Raw genomic sequence first — 23124 nt, 5'->3', positions numbered from 1 at the left:
TATTGAGTTACTATGAATATTTATCACCTCACACTTAGAGCCACCAAAGAAAAATACCTAAAATTTAAGAATAGATTAGAAAGAAGCATCTCCTCAGGAGCATTTGATAAGCTCCCTCGAAGAAAGAAGAATACCCTTATTTCCAGAGTGGATAAGTTAAGATCAAGACTGGAAAATGCTTCTCTGATTAAAAAAGGAATGGTAGCTGCAGGCTCGGCCGCTTTCCTGCCAACTATAGCACTGTCACAAGTTATTGCACTTCCTCCTCCCGACCCTAAGCTTCGCTTTGAGAAAAGTGATTTTGATCTTAATCAATTTGGCACAAATCGACAGGTTGAAGTAGTTGATATTGATTCGGATGGTGATATGGATGTATTGCTGTCCACAACCAGTCGCGGGTTTGTATTAAAATCAGACGGACGCTACTTCGAACGTGAGCAACCATCAGCTCTCGAATATATGCGAGATGAGTTTTATGTAGGTGATGTAGATGGTGACTTGGATGACGATATTGTTTTTAGAAATGGGAACAATTTCTTTTTAGCTATTAATGATGGTGAAGGTGATTTTGAGCTAACCGAACAGGTATATTATTATTCAGATTCTTCGGTTCCCGGGGTGATAGGAAGGGAGTATAGCCCTGAAGATGTTGATCTCGTTGATTTTGATAGTGATGGTGACCTGGATCTGGTAATAGCAGATAGTAATACCAGTTTAAAGGTTTTCAAAAATGACGGTAATGGGAATTTCGATTCAGCTTCTTATTTGGCTACAGGAGCAAACTATGGAATCGTAGAATTCGAGTTTGGTAATTTTGATGATGATGAGGATTTGGATCTGGTATTCAATACTTCAGGGGGAGATTATGATCAATTTCATGTAGTTGAGAACACAGCTGTTGATGGTGATCCCGTATTTTCAGGTTCATACGTTGAACTGTCGAATAGTACATCGTCAAATTTAAAGATTACGACAGTAGATATAGATGGAGATGGTGATCTGGATATTTTCACAAACCAAAGCTATAATGAAAACCTTTACCTTAATCAGTCTTATGAGGGTACCAACTTCTTATTCAATGAACCTACTATAGAGGGTCTTTCTTTCAGTGGAAGCGTTGTTGATGTTGCTATTGCTGACTTAGATGGTGATGGTACTGACGATCTTTTACTGGCATTTGGTGGGTTGACCGACGATCCTCATGTGGCAATTTTTGAAGATGGGGTACTATCTGCTACAGATAGAAATTTAAATGGGGATATAGGTGATGCTACTCGGGCATGGACCACTGTGGCTATCGGAGATTTGGATGGCGATGGTTTAAATGATATTGTAGGAGGAGAGAGTAGCACGAACGATCCTTATATTTATTTCGATCGATCTGCTCCGTTCGTCTCCGGTTTTATTGGAGATAACATCATCGATGAAAACAGTCCGGCTGGAGAGGTAGGTGTTTTTGTATTCGATGATTTTCACGATGATGCCGTAACCAGTTCAGTCTTATCAGGGGATGATGCTGACTCTTTCACCTGGGATCCTGCCACAAACACCCTAACCTCAAATGAGGTATGGGATTGGGAAGCCAAAGGAAGTGAGTTTGATCTAAAGTTGATTTTGAGTGATGGCATAAAGACCCGCACTGAAAACCTTGGAATTAGACTAAAAAACTTAGCTGAAAAAGGACATGGGTTGATAAGAGAAAATCATGCGCAATTAGATATAAAGTACAATGAATATCTAGAGAATTTCACTCCTGTAGATTACGATGTAGATGGCGATCAGGATCTTTTCTTTGGTGAAGAGTATCTACTCGTTAATAATGAATTTGGATTTAAAGAAGAAAGAGTATCTGGCTTTTCAAGTGGAGCTTCTGAAGTTGCTTTCATAGATATAGATCAGGACGGTGATCTTGATGTTTTCGGAAAAGATAATTATGCAATCTATTTATTGGAGAACGTAGATGAGTCCCAGAGCTATAACGGATGGAGAACATTCGATAATTACTTTGTGGGAGCTGGTAGCTTCAGTTTAATTGCAGGAGACTTTGATAATGATGGTCAGAAAGAAGTTGCACTGATTGATTACTCTAGCGGCAGCTATAGTTTTCAGACAATAGAAGTTTTTGATGATGGTCGAACTAGTGGTTTACAGCTGGATCAGGATATTAGCCTGAAGGCCTCTGGAGGTGGAGGATATATGGATGGTTACGGGCGATTTACTGATATCGCTATAGCTGATTTTGATGGTGATGGATATGACGATTTGCTTGTGATTACTCAACAAGATGGTCCTGATCCGGGTACAGACGCGATATTTCCAGGAACGGAGAGCAGTGGATTTGATACCAGCAACATGAGTTCGTTGACAACCGACGCGGATAATGGGCTTAATAAGGTAGAGGTAGGTGATTTGAATGGAGATGGTGATCCTGACATTGCATTTATGCGATCTAATGGTTTTTCAGTAGTTATTGATGTCATGCTGAATGATGGAAGTGGGGGATTCACATCTGATCAGACACTGGATGTAGGAGGTCAGGCAAGTACAGCTGATTTCGACATGAAACTTGGAGATATGGATGGTGATGGAGTGCTCGATATTGTAGCTTCAGCCACCGACAGCAATCAGGACTATAGTTTAAAGATTTGGAATAATGACGGAGAAGGAAATTTTAGTGATTTGCAAACTATATCAGATATAAGTGGCTATGAATTTGAATTAATGGACATTGATGGGGACGATGACCTTGATGTTATTGTTAGGGAGAGCTATTATGGAGATTATGGCTTCTTGAATGTTCATTTTAATGACAACTTACCACCAACCGATATCTCGCTTTCATCAACATCATTTGATGAACATTTGGCAAATGATACAGAAGTTGCAACCATATCGGTGACTGATGCTAACACTACCGATATGCATGAATTCACATTGGTTGAAGGTGATGGCACTAATGATGCGCATAATAACTTCTTTGCAGTAGATGGGAATAGTTTGGTTATTACTCGAGATGTCAGCGCAGAAAACTACCCAACACTTAATATTTTATTGGCAGCCAATGATGGCGAAAATATTTATAAACAGGCACTGACTTTGACAGTCAATCAGGTCAATTTGGCCCCAACTGCAATTACAGCTCCTGATAACTTTGATGAAGGAACGGAACCGGGCACTTCTATTGGAACTCTTTCAGCTACTGATGATGGTGTCGAAACAGTGACGTTTGCGCTAGCTACAGGAGATGGTACGAATGATGCTGATAATGGTTCATTCCTTATTGATGGAGATCAATTAATCATCACTGAGGAATCAAGCTTCGAGACAAAATCAACCTACAATATTTATTTAAGTGCTTCTGATATTGATGGAAACGTGGAGCAGGCATTCACCATCAACGTAAATGATTTAAATCAGGCTCCAACGGGCATTACACTTTCTACTACCAACATTGAGGAAACGGTAACTGCAGGGTCTGCTATTGCAACAATTGATGCGGACGATCCTAATGCTGGGGATACACATGAATTTTCTTTGGTGTCTGGCGATGGATCAAATGATGTCGATAATGATAAGTTTGTAATTGAAGGCGACCAATTGATTATTAAGCAAAATGTAAGCTTCGAAACACAATCGAGCTATAATATTCATCTTTCCGCCTCAGATAGTGAAGGGAATATTGAGCAAGCATTCACGATAACCGTGAATAACACCAATGAACTCCCAACAGGAATTACATTATCTGCTACCACTATTGACGAAGAGGTCACGGGTGGCTCAGCAATCGCAACCATAGATGCAACGGATGCTAATACTGGAGATGAACATGAATTTGCCTTGGTAGTAGGGGATGGAACAAATGATGCCGATAACAGCAAGTTCATCATTGATGGAGATCAACTGGTTATCAAGTCATCTCCTGATTTTGATGTGCAGTCTACTTACAACATATATTTATCTGCCTCAGATTCTGAAGGAAGTTTCGAGCAAGCCTTCACACTTACGGTAAACGAATTTGTTTCCAGTAATAATGCACCAACAGGAATTTTACTATCAAGTACATCTTTTGATGAAGGAATAGATGGAGGATCTGCTGTTGCTTCATTAGCTGCGGAGGATTTGGATGCAGGTGATACTCATACTTTCAGCTTTGCAACAGGTGATGGATCGAATGACATAGACAATAGCAAATTCTTAATTGATGGGGACCAACTCGTTATTAAAAGTTCTCCAAGTTTTGAAGTTCAATCTAGTTATAATATTTACCTGTCAACATCCGATGGTGAAGACAGTTTCGAACAGGCATTTAATTTAACAGTCAACAACCTAAATTCTGCGCCAACCGGTATTCAGCTTTCGAGTACTTCCTTTGATGAAGGGATTGCAGGAGGCAGCTCAGTTGCAACACTGACGGCTGACGATGCAGATGCTGGCGATACGCATACCTTCACGTTGGCAACTGGAGATGGTACGAACGATGCGGATAACAACCAGTTTGTTATTGATGGAGATCAGTTAGTGATCAAATCTTCCCCCAATTTTGAAACGCAAGCAAGCTACAATATCTATGTTTCAGCTGCGGATTCTGAGGGAAGTGTGATGCAGGCTTTCGAGCTTACCGTTAATAACGTAAATGAAGTACCAACAGCTATCACCTTATCTTCAACCTCAATGGAAGAAACAACACCTGCAGGATCTGCAGTTGCAACCATTGATGCTACTGATGCAAATGAATCGGATCAGCACGAGTTTGAGCTGATTTCAGGTGATGGTACAAATGATGCCGACAATGGCAAATTCTTGGTTGAGGGGGATCAGTTGATAATAAAGCAAGACTCTCGATTTGAAACTCAGGCTAGCTATAGCATATACTTATCTGCATCGGATTCTGAAGGCAGCATTGCGCAAGCCTTTGTAATCGACGTGGTGGATGTCAATCAAGCGCCTAACTCTATTTCATTGTCAATTACATCTCTTGACGAAAGCGTATCTCCCGGAAGCACAGCAGCAACTATATCGACCACTGATCCAAATGCTGGAGACACACATACATTTAGTCTTGTTGAAGGGGATGGCACCAACGATCAGCACAACGATCTGTTTGTGATTTCAGGAAACAAGCTGATTCTAATTGAGGAGGTTGAATTTGATAACCTTCAATCAATTAGTATTAATATAGAAGCGAATGATGGGGAAGAGTCGTATACACAGTCATTCACTTTAATTGTGAATGAGGTGCTTGGTTTAGCCGATGAAGTGGTTAATACCCTGGGAGTTTATCCGAATCCGGGAGGTGAGAAGTTCACAATCAACCTAGAAAACAATTACCGTGGTAATGTCCAAATTAGAGTGATTGATCTAGCTGGTAAAGAGGTTTACAACTTATCGGAGCAAAAAGTGTCAGAATCATTTACTTATGATGTTGATATGACTCGTGCGGAAAGTGGCATCTATGTTATTGAGCTAGTAGCTGATGATGAGGTCATTTCCCAACGATGGGTTAAGGAATAGTAAAAGATTCTAGTAACCCCAAATTCAATGCCGTTTAGTTAAGAAAATTTTTCAGCAATTTGATTAACCCCCCTGACCCCTTTAGGGACTGAGGGTAAGGAAGTCTTAACTAAACTGCATTGATTCCAAATTATGCATTAAAGCATGATTTCTGAAAGTCTCATCCGATTGCAGGACGATCTTTTTCAAATCTCAACAAACCTGACAGGATTCTAAACCCTTTCAGGTTTTTTTCATGGCTGTTGGTTTCCCTAAATCATGAATGTTTCACTGCTTCTTAAAGAATGATTGCAGCTTCGTTTCAGCTTCCTGTCCGCTTAAATACGAAGGAGAAAGTGAAGGCTGTCCCGGTAGGTTTTCGATATGAAGCGTTTGTGTAGGAAAAGCAAAGTTGACTCCAATTTCTTGACCTAGCTTCACAATACTCATTAGTATTTCATGCCTGCATTTAAGTTCTTCGCCCCATGTTGGCACATTGAAGAATATATAAAACATGATATTCAATGAACTGGACGCCATCTCATTGAAATATACATGATAGTTATCCTTCCAGGTTTTTGGATGGTCTTCTACAATCCGTCTTAATCCTTTGACGAATACATCAATCATTTCCGGAGGAGTATCATAGGTGATGGAAATTTGCGTATAGAACCTTCGGTACTTTCTAAGACCATGGTTATCAATTGTGTTATCTGCCAGCTTGCTATTAGGCACGTATATCACCGAGTTTCTAAATGTCCTGATTCTGGATGACCTGAAGCCTACTTCCTCAACCGTCCCGTCCACATCATTGGAGGTGATCCAATCCCCAACCTGGAATGGCTTGTCTACAAAGATCATTACAGAACCAAAGAAGTTCTTAATGGTGTCTTGGGCAGCCAAAGCAAAAGCCAGACCTCCAATTGATAGACCTGTTAGGAGTGGAAGGATAGGAACATCAAGGTTGTCGAGGATTAACAATGTTCCTATGATGATTACGAAGGTTTTGAGTGTCTTCCTAAGCAATGGCACTAACTGATCATCTAGTGTGCTTTCAGTACGTGATGCAGCTCTGGCTAGAAAAACACTTGCAATAGATACCATTCGATACATGATGACAGTACCAAAAAGTGGAACCATCACCCGAAGGATTATATTCACATACTTCGAATAGGTAACCGGAAGCTGAAGTGCAGGAGTGACTAAAAGCAGCAATAGAACTATAATAAATACACTGGTAGGTCGGGCGATTTGCCACAGATACTTTTCAGATGTTTCCCCGGCAAGCCCGGATCGTTTTACAATCCGACTGAATATTCGTTCTGTGAAAAAGGCGAAAATTTTATAGACGAGTGCGCTTATTAGAGCAAGGATGAATATGGTAATGTATTGATAGGTGTAAAGACCAAAAGTCTTCTTTGTTCCTAGTTTAGGAAGCAGATTCAATAATTCACCTGTCCCAAACCTGAAGGTCTCCTTGTAGAGTTCATTAATTTGATCGATGCTTGAGTCTGAAAATTTCCAATTCCCACTTTCTGATTTTAATAAGAATATTTTGGGGTAGTTATCCAGTAGTACGTACTTGTTTTTGTTACTGGCTGAATCCAAGTATGCTTTCGCTTTTGGCACCTCATCCAAATAAATAAATATTCCCCGACCGTCAAGCACCCGTTTGAATTTGACCGCTGCATTTTTTGCCTCATTAAATGTGCGATCACTTGTTTTAAACGGAAGTGCAGCCAGCGAATCATTTCGCTGCTCAGGTTGCAAATTTTCAAGAAATGTTTTTACTGAACCTTGAGGTGTATTCAGGTTGACATAAGGCTCCTGAGTAAAAGCTGAAAAAAATGTAAAAAAGATCGCGATCGTCAGAACAATTCTCATACATCAGTTTGTTTGTTGCAAAAGTAAAACTACAAGGCGATTACCTTTGCCGACCATTTGAATAAATAATAATTATGGCTAATCCTTTATTATCATCTTTCGACACCAAATTTGAAATGCCCCCTTTCTCAAAGATTGAAATCAATCACTTTAAGGAAGGAATAGATGCAGCGTTGGAGGATGCTAAAATGGAAGTTGATGCAATTATCAACAATACGGACGCACCGACTTTTGAAAATACGATAGAAGCACTTGAAAGCAGCGGAGAAAAGCTTCAGCGTAATGCTTCCATATTATTTAATTTGAATTCGGCTGAGACATCTGAAGAAATACAAAAACTTACCCAGGATATATCACCAAGACTTTCTGAATTTAATAGTGAGATCAAGCAGAATGAGCAACTGTTTGGCCGTGTAAAAGCCATCTATGAAAGAAAGGATAATTTAGGCTTATCTGGTGAGCAAAAGAAGCTATTGCATGAAACCTATTTCGATTTTGTGCGACGAGGTGTTGAGCTAGAAGGGGATAAAAAGGATCGCTTTAAAGAAATAAGCATTGAGCTCTCTAAACTTTCTTTGACGTATTCGGAAAACCTGCTGGCTGAAACCAATGAGTTTGAGTTGATCATTGAAAATGAAGAAGATTTAGCTGGTTTACCTGATGATGTAAAAAGTAGGGCAAAAGAACTTGCCTCTAGAAAAGGGAAGGAAGGTAAATGGGTTTTCACCCTTCAGGCCCCTAGCTATATTCCATTCATGGAGTACGCCGATAATCGCTCTCTTCGTGAAAAAATGTATAGAGCCTTTATGAGCAAGTGTCTAAAGGGCGATGAAAAGGATAATCAGGAAATCATACTTAAGACCATACGATTAAAGGCAGAGCTTGCATCTCTCTTGGGTTACCCAACTTTTGCACACTATGTTTTGGAGCAACGAATGGCTGAATCTCCTGATAAAGTGATTGACTTTCTAAATGATTTGCTGGAAAGGAGTCTCCCGAAAGCCAAAGAAGAAGTGGAGGAAATCAAAGCGTTTATTAAAAAGCAAGGTGATGAGGTTGAGTTGCAGCGATGGGACTGGGCCTATTACTCTGAAAAGCTGAGGAAAGAAAAATATGAACTCGATGATGAGTTGGTAAAACCGTACTTCAAATTAGAGAATGCCATTGAGGGAGTCTTCACCACTGCTGAAAAACTATTCGGTATCAGGTTTAAGCTCAATAAGGATTTGGAAGTGTATCATAAAGATGTGATGCCATATGAAGTTATTGATGAGTCAGAGAAGACAATAGCAGTCTTTCTAGCTGATTTTTTCCCAAGAGCGGGAAAACGAGAAGGTGCATGGATGACCTCCTTTCGAGATCAAGCCATTAAGCAAGGAGAGCGAGTGATTCCTCAAGTAAGCATTGTCTGTAATTTCACTCCTTCATCCGCGAATCATCCTTCACTGTTGAAGTTTAATGAGGTGAAAACACTTTTTCATGAATTTGGACATGCACTTCATGGAATGCTGGCCGATACAAAGTATCAAAGCCTATCAGGAACCAGTGTGTATTGGGATTTCGTGGAACTACCTTCCCAGATTATGGAAAACTGGTGTTATGAAAAAGAATGCCTGGATCTTTTTGCCAAACATTATGAGACTGGAGAGTTGATTCCTTCCGAATTAGTGGAACGCATCAAAGAATCCTCAACTTATCATGAGGCATACGCAACTGTACGCCAATTGACTTTTGGATTACTGGATATGGCATGGCATAGTTTGTCTGTAGATGAAGCTAATGCTGTAGATAGTGTGACAGCATTCGAAGAAAAGGCGTTTGCTAGCACAGAACTATTCCCTAAAGTGGAAGGAACAAACATGAGTGTCCAATTCGGGCACATATTTGCAGGTGGCTATGCCGCAGGATATTACAGCTACAAATGGGCAGAGGTGTTGGATGCCGATGCATTCTCCCTATTTAAACAAAATGGAGTCTTTGATAAAGCTACTGCGAGCGCATTCAAGGAACATGTCCTTAGTAAAGGAGGTACCGAACACCCAATGGAACTATATAAAAAGTTCAGAGGACAAGAGCCGACTCCTGATGCACTTTTAAAGCGAGCGGGTTTAAGTGACTAGAGGTACTCTACCTCAGAACTTAGCGACTTATTTAATGGTTCTAATTCAGCTTTTAAATCTGACATTAGCCGATTGAGTACCATATGTAGTTTTTTTACTTCTTTCTGTTTTTCCGGTCGTCCACCAAATACCCGATCCTTATCGGAAGGAGAGAGAAGCAATGCAAATTGCTGAGCATCGTTTGCTAATTTTTCCAAAAGGTCAGATACAATCGGTAGAAGCGAAAGAATCATATTTGGTGGTACTGTTAGGTCTCCTTCAGGAATGTTGTAAAGGATAGCATTGATTTCTGAATCTCGAAGGTTGATTCGTTCATCCGAATCTGCCCTTAATGACATCAATAATCTGGAAATAGCCTTGAAATTACCATTCGTATGCTGATCTCTTGCATTGATTCGAGCAATGTTTAGAAAAGGTAGATACTTCTTTACTTTTCTGTTTGCAAAATCAAATTCTGCAATTCCACGATAGATTTCATTCCGTGTCTTCAGGTATTCTGCACTATCTATCCAGATCGACGGTAACACATCAATTTCACAGGTAGGTTTTTGTGCAGTTATCCTGATGCGTGTTTTATCACTATAGTCTACTGTTTTAAATGATGGATCTTTTGACAGGACGTCTAGCAATTCCATCGCAAGCGACTGCATGTCAGCATGAGGCTTTTCGGTCACATTCTTTTTAATAGCTATGATTTCTACATCTCCGTAAAGCAGAATATTTGAATATGTCTTGAGAGCTCCCTGATACCGGTAATCCATATCATATCCCCTTTTTTTCAGGGATTTACTCATCAATTCATGAATCTTTCTCGAGTTTGCATACACTTTGTAGGCATATGAGGGATCGATTTCCACCATGGATTCTAGGGCGTATCTTAGACAATCAGTGTAGCCGCTCTGATGAAAAGCGTCCGAAAGCACTTGCTCGCGAAGTGCTTCATCGTATCTTCTTCCTTTCAGGTTTTCTACAAACAGGCTGTAGTCGTGTTCCATGGAGTGCCAAAATAATCAATTATAAAGATATGAATTGTATTTTTAGAAGATTATCGTTCGGGTTCAGTTTTGTGAGGATCAAAATATCACCAAGGTTATGAACTAATAAAAGGTACTGAAAGGTGATTTTTTAATGAAAGATACTGGTTATAATCCAATAATTGTCAAATGTATATGCACTTAGACAATTTTGAAGGAAACAAAGAATTTTTGCAATTAATCAAAAAAAGAGAATGTTTTTAAGCGAGTAAATTAAAAAAATAAGCTACTATTGTAGTCTTATGAAGTCTTTCGCAGAGATTGTAAATACCACGCCCTCTCGCATCAGAGGGTAACCCCAAGGCTGGGTATCTCAACTTATACATTTCATTTTCTTAAAATTTCCAATGCTGCCATATCAATTGTGTAGCTCAAATCTTTAATACATTTTAGAAATGGCGAAAGAATCATTCTCTATCTCCAGAGTATTTAAACTCTTTGTTTCTGCGCTACAAGGCAAAGAAACTGAATTTACAACCGGTAGCATTAACCGGGCGATCATCTTATTGTCAATCCCAATGATTGCTGAGATGGTAATGGAATCACTATTCGCAGTAGTGGACGTGTTTTTTGTATCGAAGATCAGTGTAAACGCTGTAGCTACGGTTGGTTTAACTGAATCAGTGTTAATGATCATTTACTCCATAGCAGTAGGGTTAAGTATGGCTGTTACTGCAATAATTGCCAGAAGAGTCGGTGAGAAGAACTTTGACAGAGCAAATAATGCAGCTTTTCAAGCTATTCTCCTTTCTATAGTGGTAGGGGTATTACTTGGTGTACCGGGATTCATTTTTGCTGAAGACATTCTGAGGTTGATGGGTGGCGACTCTTCTTTAATTGCTGAGGGTGTTGGGTACACGAAAATCATGTATGCCGGAAATTTGAGTATCATTCTCATATTCCTGATCAATGCCATTTTCAGAGGTGCCGGAAATGCATCCATTGCTATGCGTTCATTGTGGATTGCCAATGGCTTAAATATCATTCTCGACCCATTATTCATTTTTGGATTTGGTCCAATACCAGCATTTGGAGTGGAGGGAGCAGCAATAGCTACCACAACCGGTAGGTCGATTGGGGTTGTCTACCAGTTATTTCATTTGTTAAAAGGCAATGCCATCGTCAAAATCGGAGTGGAAAACCTGGTAGTTAAATGGAAAACGATCAAAGAAATGATCGTGGTTTCTACCGGAGGAGTTTTTCAGTTTTTGGTGGAGTCTGCCAGCTGGATTTTCCTCGTTCGGGTGATTGCTAATTTCGGTGCGGAAGCGCTGGCCGGATACACCATAGCTTTTCGCGTGATCGTATTTACGCTTCTTCCTTCCTGGGGTATGGCTAATGCTGCTGCAACCTTGGTGGGTCAGAATCTTGGTGCAGGACAACCTGATAGGGCAGAAATATCTGCATGGCGTACGGCACTTTGGAATACGATCTTTCTAGTGATAGTAGCTGTTGTATTTTTCATTTTCGCCAACCAGATTTTGGCAATATTCGGAGCTACAGACAATGTGCGTGAAATAGGTAAGCAAGCATTAAGAATTATATGTTTTGGTTACATCTTTTTTGCATATGGAATGGTGATAGGTCAGGCATTTAATGGCTCAGGTGATACGTATACACCCTTGGTGATTAGCTTGATCGTTTTTTGGGCCATTCAGATACCTATGGCTTATTTGCTCTCCATCGTCTATGACTGGGGGCCTGATGGGGTATTCTTTTGTATTGCATTTTGTCACAGCTTATATGCAGTGATTGCCATTGCAATCTTCAAAAGAGGGAAATGGAAGACTGTTAAAGTATGATGTCATGAGAAGAATTGTTTATTACGTGGCATCATCGTTAGACGGCTTTATCTGTGGGAAAGACGGTGACATTAGCAAGTTTCCAATGGATGGAGACATGGTTGATCAATACGCCTATGATTTGGAGGCTTTTGATACGGTCATCATGGGCAGAAATACATACGAATTTGGTTATCAGTTTGGGTTGAATCCTGGAGATCCTGCCTATGCTCATATGGATCATTTCATTTTTTCAAATAGCCTTGAGCTTGTGAATAGTAATGAAAAGGTGAATGTTGTACCCAGGGAACTCGAAAGAGTACGTGAGCTTAAGAGTGAAATTGGAAGTGATATCTACCTGTGTGGGGGAGGTTTGTTTGCTGGATGGTTGTTGGAGCATTCATTAATTGATGTACTCAAACTAAAGGTTAATCCAATCATTTTGGGTGAAGGTGTTAGGCTCTTCGGTAATTACACGGGACCAACCAACATGAATGTTGTGAACTCCAAATAATTTAGCGGTGGTTTTCAGCTGATCACCAGTGAGTTGATTAATAATTGAACTTGTAGAGTTCCAGGTTGGAGCCCCAAGAGGTGAAAACCTGGAATTCTTTCTTTGCACTAGAATAGATCAAACTTACTTCGTACTCAGAGTTGAGTGGATTGCCAGTGATGAGATTTCCTGATTTATCGTAGATATAAAGTGCCTTGTTCTGCTTGTCAGTAAAAATCACCAGGTCTTTTCCAGCGCCAAACTGATAGTATTGAATGAGGATAGGTCCTTCTGAGAGGTAGTCTTTTTGAAATAATAAATTACCGGTATCGTCGAGTACCTCGTATGAATTGCCTTCATTTCGAATGATGATAAAGGAATCATTTCCGGTATCCGGAATCAGCTTGAACTGTGTATTGGCACTGGTCTTTATGAGTTGATCTCTTTTGATTACTCCACCCTCCAAGGTAATTTCAACCAACTCACCACCCCTGGAAATGACTGTCAAAGATGAGTTACTCAGGGCGTTGGACTGGCGTAGGAAGTATTCATCACTGATTGATTGTTTGGTATTAAAAGGGAACCCACCCAGATAATCACCTCTTCTGTTCATGAGGTTGATTACGCCACCTTCCTGAATAGAGATCATTACATCTCTGCTTCCTAATCGAGCATGATCCAGGGGCTGTAGTGCTGCTCGATCCAATGTTCGAGGGTCCCAACCATCTAAAACGTTAAGATCTTTATCTGTCAGGTAAATATTGCCATCCGTATCTGTAATTGCCAACCTATAATTTCTGCTTCGATCGTAATCGATTAGGTTAAGATGTTCGATAGAGGGGCCTTTCGACAAGTTTTTCGGATAGCCCGGAATGGATGATCCGGTGCGATCAATCATGTAAACATTTGAGCTTGTGGCAAACAGGTACTGGATTTTGCCATTCTTGTAATAGTCGATTGGGAAGATATCACTGACCAGTTTGCCATCCAGCTCCTCTGACCAAAGGGCGTTTTGATCTTTATCCAGATAGTATAGGGTGTTCGTGCTGTCTTGGACTACAATGTCAAAATCTTTGTGTGCATGGGAGCGCACCAAAAATGGTTTAGAGCTTAATCTACTGACAAACCGCACGCCATCGTCAGCGTTGGTCTTTGGTATGCTACTTCTTCGTCTCTGAGGCTGGGAGAGGGTGTAATTGGTAAAATACTTACCATCCAGATAGCTATACTGAAAGGCAGCTAAATCGATGGAGCGATAGGTGTTTGTGTTATCCTTGAAGTGCTCTTCCCATTCGGGTTTTAACGTTGAAAGAATGTTGCTCCAGGCACGAGGGATGTTTACAAAAAGACTGACATTGGCAGCATTATTAGCTCTGGCCAAGAAATTATTCATTTGAATGGATTTGCCCCATGTGTCTTCATTTTCGACTGATGCTATCAGGTTTTTTAATTCCAATAATTCATTCGAGAAGATCAGATAATTTCTGTGACTGATATAAAAACATTGATCAAATCCTTCGCCGATTTCTCCTAATATGGTCGAAGGAAATTTACTTATCGGTAAAAACCGAATCTCATTGTCGCTGTATGTTTCAGTGTATACGGTATCGCCTCTGGCCAGTGCTATTCGCTGAGTGAGTTGACTGAAAAATGTCAAAGACTCCTGAATGTCGTTGACTTCCAAAATCAACATCTTTTGTAGGTCTCTGGCTCTTGGTGACTCCAATGTTGCGATACCTATTTCATTGTCAATTAAATCAAACACCTGATCTACATTGAAATCATATTGCTTTTTCAGGGAATCCTGAAGGTCACTGATGTCATTATTCTGATTTCTCACGTACTGAATTTGCTGCTCCTTCCAGTTTGACATATTGGAAGAAGTAATATGAATGAGGTGAGCAGTGTTTTCAGGTATTACTTCTGCCATATCGAAGGTCGCCGGCTGATCAGTATGTGTCGAAAGCCACCCTTTATTAGAGGCATATGAGAAGCCTGAAAATTGGAGATAAGAAGAATCTAATGTAAACTCATAATTCCCGGCAATCATCGGAAAGTTTTTGTCTTCCGGTAAAAAGGCACCTAGCAATTCACCGGCTTTTTCATAATTAATGTATACTGAGCCTAGTCCTTGAGTGCCGGTTTGTCCAATTTGTTCGAAGTTTTCTTTGAATGATTTTAACTGCGAGTCACTAATGACACGAATGGCATCCTCTACCAGGTAAGGAGTGAAACTGGCTAGAAAGAAATTTTTATAAAATATGAAAGTTAATGTTTTGCCTCTCTTACTTAACTCGCTGATTTTGAAATCATTATAATTTCTTGTTTTAAATCGATAACCTGCATTTTGAAGTCTGCCAATGGTGGCATTTGCAAAGGTGTTTTGAGAAATATTTTGTAGTTCTACGACAAAAAGTAAATCCAGACTGTTGTTAGAAACTTTATGAACCGAGGTAACTAATGGTGCTTTTTCAAAGATTGCACTAAATCCGCATTCACCGTTGATTGAATCCAGAAAAGAAAGTCCTTGCCTTAAGTTATTAAATCCTGATGACTGGTCGGCAATGGACCAAATCGGATAGCCTTTGATTGTATTCAAATCTTCGACAATCTCAAAGTCTAAAACCATTGCCGCATCTGCAGGTATAAAGCTCCAGGTTGTTAGGTTAGCGTGCTTGACCCATTTCTCATAGGTGAAGTATCCCGCTCCAGCCAGCAGTAAAATGGATATGATGATTAAAACTTTTTTCAAGCTCCGCAGTTGATTTACTCAAAAATAACTTAGATGTTGAGCATTTAGTACGATCAACAACCTTTGTGTCAAAATTTTTCAATGAGCGGATATTTTAAGCACAATTTGAAATGCAATATATTAGCCTGATATGTCTGAATATAAAGAAATAGGTTCTTTTATAGATCGTACGTATAAAGTTGTTCGGCAAGACCTGATCAACAGGTTCAAACAAGCGAAGGTCAACATCACGCCCGAACAATGGGTGATCTTATCCAAAATAGGTGAGAAGGATATGTACCAGACAGATCTGGCGAGCATGAGCTTTCGAGACAAACCAACGGTTTCGAGGATTGTTGATTTATTGGTTGATAAAAAACTTGTTGAGCGGATACGCGACAAGACTGATGGTCGAAAATTTCATGTACGCATTACCCCAAAAGGTAATAATCTCATACGAAAAGCGACTCCTTCTGTAGAAGCTTCCAGGAAGTTGGGGTGGACGAACCTTTCTGATAAGGAATATGAAACACTGATATCCTTGCTGGATAAAGTATTTACTAACTACAGCGAGAAAGAATAGGCTATTTTTTAATCTGCATCCATGCAAATAGTGGCAGTCCAGCCATCAACAACAGGAATCCCCAGTAAACAATTTCAATGCCTGAACCAGCGATTGCCCAGATGGCAAATAGAAAGGCCGTGGTTGCAATCACACCTTTCAGTAAAAATCCTTTACCTATTCCTTCATCTCTGGCTGTTACAATCGCATAACTCACCGAGGTAAACAAGTAAGCAAGTAAGGAGGTCATGCTGGATAGCAAAAGTACAAACTGAAACGCTTTCACTAATCCTTTGGAGTAATTCATGATCATTAGCACTGAGATCAATACACTTGAAATGATAATACTGAGTGCTGGTACTCCATTCTTATTTTCTTTAGCAAAAATGGAAGGGAAGAGTTTATCTCGTGAGATTGCAGCCGGGATTTGCCCTTGCACCAATATCCAGCCATTTAAGGCTCCCAATGTAGATATGATCGCACCAATAGCCACCAAATTTTTTGCCCATGGTCCCCAAATAATGGATGCCGCATCCGAAAAGGGTGCTTTAGAATATTGAAGCTCTTCTGCGGGGATGATTCCCATCAATGCAGATGTCCCAAATATGTAAACAAGAGCAACTATGCCCAGCCCGAAGTAAGTGGATCGTGGGATGGTTCGTTTTGGATTTTCAATATCCCCGGATGGAATGGTGGCACATTCAATGCCCATGTAAGCAAAAAAGGTAAGTGTTGCTGAGGCGGTTAATGCTTTCCAGTTTGAGAGTTCACTAATATTAAATGAATTGAAATTATCAGGGTTGATATAAAACAGTCCGAATATGGCGATCGCCAGGAGGGGTGTGATTTTTAGAATGCTCGTGATCAAAGAGAAAATGGCCGCTTCTCTAATCCCTTTGGTATTGATCCACACCACTCCCCACACAATGGCTAAGCCTGTAATAACAGCAGTGACATTACTATTTTGTAGGATTGGGAAGAATACTCCCAGGTAGCTTACTAAAGCAATCACAATGGCCGCATTTGCGCACCAGACTGAGATCCAGTAGCCCCAGGCGACCAAAAATCCGGCAAAGTCGCCCATGCCATTTCTGGAATATACATATGGTCCTCCTGATGCGCCCGGGAGCATTTTGCTAAACTCGATAAATACAAAAGCCAAGGCTGCTGCTCCACAAGCCGAGATAATCCAACCGAAAATACTAATGCTACCATATGAGGCAAGTGAGGCAGGCAAAAGAAATATGCCTGAACCAATCATATTACCAATCACTAAGGATGAGCTGGTCCAAAAACCAAGCTTTTTTCTGCTCATGCGAATGCGATGTAAAAACTGTATTTTTGAAAGATACCCCATTTTTATGAGCGCTCCTAAGTACACCATTAATCCCAATATCACAGCGGCTGAAACATTACCCGGATCCTTCTATCAGGATCAAGGCACGTTTGATTTAATAAGAGAACAGGTTTTTTATCAATCATGGCAATGGGTGGGGGATGAGCATCTTGTGAAACTTCCTAAACAAACACATCCATTTGTCTTATTTGATGGCTTCCTCACTGAACCACTTGTTTTAACGAAAGATGAAAGTGGGTCTATTCATTGTTTGAGTAATGTGTGTACGCACAGAGGAAACCTTGTTGCGCAGAATCCAGGAAGTCAGCGTAAACTCATGTGTATGTATCACGGTAGAAAGTTTGGTTTGGATGGTTCGTTTGAGTCCATGCCCGAGTTTAAGGAAGCACAAAATTTTCCACGAGATTGTGAAGATCTCCATCGCTTTGATGTTGCCCAGTGGGGGCCAATGCTTTTTGCGAATCTTGGTAGCAAGGTTGATTTCAATCAGGTGATTGATGATATGAATAACTATGTAGGTTTTTTGCCACTTGAAGAGTTTGTGTATAGCGAAGTGCAGTCCAAGGATTACCTGGTTAATGCACATTGGGCTCTATACTGTGATAATTATCTGGAAGGGTTTCACATTCCATTTGTTCATAGTGACCTCAACGAAACGTTGGATTATGGAAGCTACGAGACAGTGCTTCACGAGCATTTTAACGTGCAGGTTGGCTATTCAGAAGGCTCTGAGGATATCTTTGATTTACCTAAGGGTCACGTGCATCAGGGTAAACGTGTGGCGGCCTACTATTTCTGGGTTTTCCCCAATATGATGTTCAATTTTTATCCATGGGGACTTTCAGTAAATATTGTTCGTCCAATATCGCTCAATCAAACGAAGGTTTCGTTTCTCTCCTACATATACGATGAGTCGAAGCTTCATAAAGGAGCAGGAGCGCTACTGGATAAAGTGGAACGTGAAGATGAGTTTGTCGTGGAGGGCGTTCACAAAGGATTGAAATCACGTTATTACTCCTCCGGAAGATTCTCACCTACAAGAGAAACGGGTGTGCACCAGTTTCATCAAATGTTGGCGAAAAGTTTATCTTGAAGCGTCACTGAACTCGTCTAATTGCAATCCTGATCATACGTGAATACGTGTGTTGCAAAATCTTTCCACTTAAGTTTTTGAGAACTTAAAGCCTCACAATTGTTATATAATCTTTCGTTTGCTTTTTTTCTGTAATTGAAGTTATTCATTACAAATGCCTGCCCTTCTCTCAAGGTGACATAATGTTGATTATCATTTAGACCTCCTACCGTCAAACCATTGATACTAGTACTACCTGAGTCAGTGGCATCCGGATGAGCATAAACTTTGATTTCAGAATCAAATCCAGGATTAAGTAATTGTGCAAGTTCGTATCTTTCGCGTTTCCCGGGAAGGCGTATGCGTTCATAAAAAACCCAGCCTCCTTCGGGCAAAACCTTTATGAATTCATCGTTATCTAAATTCTTAATAATCTTATTGAGAGCCATTTCGTCATAGTCAGCCTGATCACCTGGAATAACAGCAAGCTTTTCTATGTCACTAATTCGATACTTAGTTTTGGAATCACCGTTTTTCACAACTACTGAAGTAATTAAACTATCAGTAAAAGTGACTCCTCCAAGCTTACCCCGGATTGTGTCGCCTTCATTATTTATAATATAAAATTGCTCAGGATTCAGAATTTGAGTCTGATCGAGCTTCTGCACGAAAAACTGAGCGCTTACATTTGATATTACAACGCAGCAAATAAGTCCAAAGATTGTTTTCATTATGAATTGTAAATATTAAAGCTGCTAATATCTCACTTTGCAATGTATTTATACATATGCTTTTGTTAGGAAATTTACATTAAACATACTAGCATATTATCCATGCGTTGCTCCACCAGCTCCCCGTGGATACCGTATGCTTTCCACCATTTCTTGCACATCATTAGGAGGGGCAGGGAAGAACCTGGAAATGCTAAACGAAATAATAAAATTGATCAGCATTGCGACTGTTCCGAACCCTTCCGGAGAAATCCCAAACCACCAATCATCTTTGCCACCTCCACCAAAGAGTCCGAGCTTGTATTTCATCATGTAAAACAACATCAATAGTATCCCTACAACCATTCCAGCGACGGCACCTTCTTTATTCATTCGTTTGTCAAATATTCCTAAGATGATAGCAGGAAAGAATGAGGCGGCTGCTAATCCAAATGCCAGTGCCACTACAGCAGCTACAAAACCCGGTGGATTGATCCCGAAATATCCGGCAATACAAACAGCGATTACTGATCCTATTCGTGCCCAAACAAGCTCACCTTTCTCAGAGATGTCTGGTTTTATTTGTTTTTTGATCAGGTCGTGAGAAATGCTGGCTGAGATGACCAGAAGCAAACCGGCTGCCGTTGATAATGCTGCTGCCAACCCTCCTGCAGCTACTAAGCCCACCACCCAGTTGGGGAGTTTTGCAATCTCAGGATTTGCCAAAACCATGATATCCCGATCGATGGTCAATTCATTTTGATTTTCATCAGCAACGTACTGTATTAACCCATCATTGTTTTTGTCTTCAAAGGTGATTAAGCCGGTGGTTTCCCAATTTGAAAACCATTCCGGCATATTGCTGTATGCTTTACCTGAAACTGTTTCGATCAGATTAGTACGAGCAAAGGCAGCAATAGCTGGAGCTGTTGTGTATAAGATGGCAATAAAGATCAATGCCCAACCAGCGGACATGCGTGCATCTCGTACCTTCTTGACAGTAAAAAATCGAACGATTACATGGGGAAGTCCTGCTGTACCCACCATCAGAGCAAAGGTGATGGCGAATACATCAATAACTGATTTCGAACCACTGGTATACTCTGCAAATCCTAATTCCTTGTGTAAGCCATCCAGCTTATCTAATAAATAAGTACCGTCAGATAGTGTGCCTCCAAAACCCAATTGGGGGATGATGTTATCCGTAAGTTGAAATGAGATAAAAAAGGCAGGAACCATAAAGGCGAATATCAGGATGCAGTATTGAGCCACTTGTGTGTAGGTAATCCCTTTCATTCCTCCTAGTGTGGCATAAAACAGCACAATGATCATTCCGATAAACACTCCGGTATTTACAGGCACTTCTAAAAACCGCGCGAATACCACACCAACCCCTCTCATTTGCCCTGCCACATAAGTAAAAGATACAATAATTGCACAAGCGACCGCAACGGTTCTTGCTATATTGGAGTAGTAGCGATCTCCAATAAAGTCAGGGACGGTGTATTTTCCGAACTTCCGCAAATAAGGAGCAAGGAGAAGGGCTAATAGTACATATCCACCGGTCCAGCCCATTAGATAAACGGCTCCATCATACCCCATGAAGCTGATGAGTCCGGCCATGGAAATAAAGGAAGCAGCAGACATCCAGTCGGCGGCAGTAGCCATTCCGTTAGCAAGTGGTGAAACACCACCACCAGCTACGTAAAAATCGTTAGTGGATGAAGCTCGTGACCAAATCGCAATGATGATATACATAGCGAATGTGATTCCTACCAATGTAAAAGTCCAGGTTTGTACTTCCATTGCTGCTTTATTTTTCGTCTACATCAAATTCTTTGTCCAGCTTGTTCATCAAGCGGACATATACCAAAATCAGTATCACAAAGACATAGATGGAGCCTTGCTGAGCAAACCAGAAACCGAGCTTAAAACCACCAATTCGTACAGTGTTTAATTGTTCAGCAAATAGAATTCCCGCACCATATGAGACAAGAAACCATATGGATAATAGAATTAGTAAGTATTTGAGATTGCGAGACCAATACTTTTTGAGATCGGATTTCATTTCAATGAATTTTCAATTGATTGATATTTGAAAAGCATAAATAGCTGTTTATTACTCTACACACGCATTTTCTTCAGCTCCACTAGCCGTTCCTTCCCAATCCAGATCAGCCATTCCTGTCCACATATTTGTTTCCGGATCACGTGCAATCGCATGCACCCTCGAGAATGCACCATATCGTGTAATCGCTCCAATTTCAAAGCCTTGGTTTTGCCAATAAATGGAATCCTCAGCAGACCATCCATTGGTTGGGGTGAATTCGGCACTAAACTTAGTTGGGAATACTACTCGGTTACCGTCGTTATAATCCGTTTCCGGGTGTATTCGTGGAGCACTCACAGCTTCTTCCAGAGTCATTCCCTGATCAACATATCGTGAAATGGTCTGTACAATACCTGAAAGAATTCGTAAGCCTCCGGCTGCTCCTAACACCATCACCGTTTCTCCATCTTTGGTTACGATAGTAGGAGCAATCGTTGTTCTGGGTCTTGACCCAGGTGCCTGATCAGACCCTGACAGATAGGCCCCCATGGTAGAAGCATACACAAATCCTAACCCCGGTGTGATAACCTTAGATCCAAATAATGGACCAATGGTTTGAGTAATGGACACAACCATGCCTGAGCAATCAGCCGTTACAAAATGGGTAGTATGGTGACTCTGCTCTCCCCAGGTATTCCCGCTCCAGTCCGTGTTGGTAGCTAACAATTGCTGATCTCTAGTCAGCTCTGCCGCTTCCTTATTATCATTAGCTTCAGGTATGATTATTTGTGCTGCCTTTTCCTTTGCCCAGTCTTTGCTTTGAACCTGATCTAGGTCTTCTTCTGCATAGTCATATTCCATGCTTTCCATGGAGAAGGCCAATGCTTGATTCACCACTGCAGCCCATTGAGCATCAGACATGCTTGACAAATCAAAGTTCTCCATGATATTAAGCGCTTTCACTACCAGGCCGCCTCCGGCCGGAGCAGGAATGGAATGAATTTCATAATCGCGATAGGGGATAGAGACATATCTGGCATCCAATGCCTGATAATTGGCAAGATCCTCTGTTGTAATAAAACCATCATTGGCAGCCATATCTTCAGCGATTATTCGGGCTGTTTCACCTTTATAAAAATCTTCCCCATTGGTCTCAGCTATTCGTTGAAGCGTTTTAGCCAGATCAGGTTGCTTGAGTATTTCACCAGCCTGATAGGTAGATGTATCGTTTTTCAGCATTTGCTTTCTAAACCCTGGATCATTTTTGATTGCATCAAGTCCAAGGCTGTGTCTTTTAGCCTCTCCATCTAACAGTTCAAAGCCTTCCGCTGCATGTTTAATAGCCGGTTTCATTAGTACTTCGAGAGGCATAGATCCATGCTCTTTGTGTAGTCTCATTAGTGCAGCAACTACACCGGGAATTGCCACGACACGATGGCCCGAATTGGGAGGGTCTTCATCAGGAATAAAACTGGCGGGAACCTCTGTCATGCCATTGTAACCCATGAAGCTACCGTCTGATTGTCTGATGAATATTTGATTGCGGCCACCAATACCATTCATCGTGGGTTCTACAACCGCAATAACAAAAGCTGCGGCTACTGCAGCATCAGCAGCATTGCCACCTGCCTCCAATATTTGAACACCGGCTTGTGTTGCCAACGGCTGGGCGGCCGCCACCATTCCACCAGTAGAAGCGTCTGATTTTGTGGTTTCAACAATACTATTTCTTTCCTCTGCTTCCTGTGAAGGGTTGCATGCGGTTACAAGAATTAACAGTATGAGCGAAATGGATAGGTTAGTCTTCATCATAGGTATAGGTTAGAATGATGAAGATATG

14 protein-coding genes are annotated in these 23124 nt (G+C 40.8%); 6 read left to right on the top strand and 8 right to left on the bottom strand.

The annotated features are described in order from the left end of the window. Positions 1-12 precede the first annotated feature (12 nt). Positions 13-5511, top strand: a complete 5499-nt coding sequence (locus tag ACQK2H_RS12600; RefSeq protein ID WP_425391799.1) for an FG-GAP-like repeat-containing protein — start codon at positions 13-15, stop codon at positions 5509-5511. Between the two features lie 267 nt (positions 5512-5778). On the opposite strand, the gene ACQK2H_RS12595 is transcribed toward ACQK2H_RS12600, so the two are convergent. Beyond that, positions 5779-7374, bottom strand: coding sequence for a mechanosensitive ion channel family protein (locus ACQK2H_RS12595; RefSeq protein ID WP_425391798.1), 1596 nt, complete (start codon positions 7372-7374; stop codon positions 5779-5781). Positions 7375-7448: 74 nt separating this feature from the next. Between ACQK2H_RS12595 and ACQK2H_RS12590 the strand changes: the two genes are divergently transcribed. Then, positions 7449-9494 carry a M3 family metallopeptidase gene (locus tag ACQK2H_RS12590; protein WP_425391797.1) on the top strand — a complete coding sequence of 682 codons (2046 nt, stop codon included), beginning with the start codon at positions 7449-7451 and terminating at the stop codon, positions 9492-9494. Here ACQK2H_RS12590 and ACQK2H_RS12585 read toward each other — a convergent pair. Beyond that, positions 9491-10489 (bottom strand): hypothetical protein, encoded by a 999-nt coding sequence (locus ACQK2H_RS12585; protein ID WP_425391796.1) that lies wholly within the window; start codon positions 10487-10489, stop codon positions 9491-9493. The genes ACQK2H_RS12590 and ACQK2H_RS12585 overlap by 4 nt on opposite strands. 434 nt (positions 10490-10923) lie before the next feature. Here ACQK2H_RS12585 and ACQK2H_RS12580 point away from each other — a divergent pair, with 434 nt between their 5' ends. Continuing rightward, positions 10924-12330, top strand: a complete 1407-nt coding sequence (locus ACQK2H_RS12580; RefSeq protein WP_425391795.1) for an MATE family efflux transporter — start codon at positions 10924-10926, stop codon at positions 12328-12330. Between the two features lie 4 nt (positions 12331-12334). Then, the gene (locus ACQK2H_RS12575) at positions 12335-12823 is read left to right on the top strand and encodes a dihydrofolate reductase family protein (protein WP_425391794.1); all 489 of its coding nucleotides are present in this window, start codon (positions 12335-12337) and stop codon (positions 12821-12823) included. Between the two features lie 37 nt (positions 12824-12860). Here ACQK2H_RS12575 and ACQK2H_RS12570 read toward each other — a convergent pair whose 3' ends face one another. Continuing rightward, the gene (locus tag ACQK2H_RS12570; RefSeq protein ID WP_425391793.1) at positions 12861-15554 is read right to left on the bottom strand and encodes a hypothetical protein; all 2694 of its coding nucleotides are present in this window, start codon (positions 15552-15554) and stop codon (positions 12861-12863) included. 130 nt (positions 15555-15684) lie between these two features. Between ACQK2H_RS12570 and ACQK2H_RS12565 the strand changes: the two genes are divergently transcribed. Continuing rightward, on the top strand, positions 15685-16116 hold the full coding sequence (locus ACQK2H_RS12565) for a MarR family winged helix-turn-helix transcriptional regulator (protein WP_425391792.1): 432 nt from the start codon (positions 15685-15687) through the stop codon (positions 16114-16116). Position 16117: 1 nt separating this feature from the next. Here the strand turns inward: ACQK2H_RS12565 and ACQK2H_RS12560 are convergent, their stop codons facing one another. Then, the gene (locus tag ACQK2H_RS12560) at positions 16118-17410 is read right to left on the bottom strand and encodes an amino acid permease (RefSeq protein WP_425391791.1); all 1293 of its coding nucleotides are present in this window, start codon (positions 17408-17410) and stop codon (positions 16118-16120) included. Between the two features lie 46 nt (positions 17411-17456). On the opposite strand from ACQK2H_RS12560, the gene ACQK2H_RS12555 reads away from it, so the two are divergent. After that, positions 17457-18545 (top strand): aromatic ring-hydroxylating oxygenase subunit alpha, encoded by a 1089-nt coding sequence (locus tag ACQK2H_RS12555; RefSeq protein WP_425391790.1) that lies wholly within the window; start codon positions 17457-17459, stop codon positions 18543-18545. A gap of 17 nt (positions 18546-18562) precedes the next feature. Here the strand turns inward: ACQK2H_RS12555 and ACQK2H_RS12550 are convergent, their stop codons facing one another. From ACQK2H_RS12550 to ACQK2H_RS12535, 4 genes are all read right to left on the bottom strand, one after another. Continuing rightward, positions 18563-19255 (bottom strand): hypothetical protein, encoded by a 693-nt coding sequence (locus tag ACQK2H_RS12550; RefSeq protein ID WP_425391789.1) that lies wholly within the window; start codon positions 19253-19255, stop codon positions 18563-18565. A gap of 96 nt (positions 19256-19351) precedes the next feature. Beyond that, complete coding sequence (locus tag ACQK2H_RS12545) at positions 19352-21040, bottom strand: sodium:solute symporter family protein (protein WP_425391788.1); 1689 nt, start codon at positions 21038-21040, stop codon at positions 19352-19354. Positions 21041-21047: 7 nt separating this feature from the next. Then, the gene (locus ACQK2H_RS12540) at positions 21048-21302 is read right to left on the bottom strand and encodes a DUF4212 domain-containing protein (protein WP_425391787.1); all 255 of its coding nucleotides are present in this window, start codon (positions 21300-21302) and stop codon (positions 21048-21050) included. Positions 21303-21353: 51 nt separating this feature from the next. Beyond that, complete coding sequence (locus ACQK2H_RS12535; RefSeq protein ID WP_425391786.1) at positions 21354-23096, bottom strand: gamma-glutamyltransferase family protein; 1743 nt, start codon at positions 23094-23096, stop codon at positions 21354-21356. Positions 23097-23124 lie beyond the last annotated feature (28 nt).

It is taken from the genome of Ekhidna sp. (assembly GCF_965228795.1).
GTDB lineage: Bacteria > Bacteroidota > Bacteroidia > Cytophagales > Cyclobacteriaceae > Ekhidna.
Note: the sequence above shows the minus strand (reverse complement) of the source record. Positions and strands in the feature narration are given on the sequence as shown.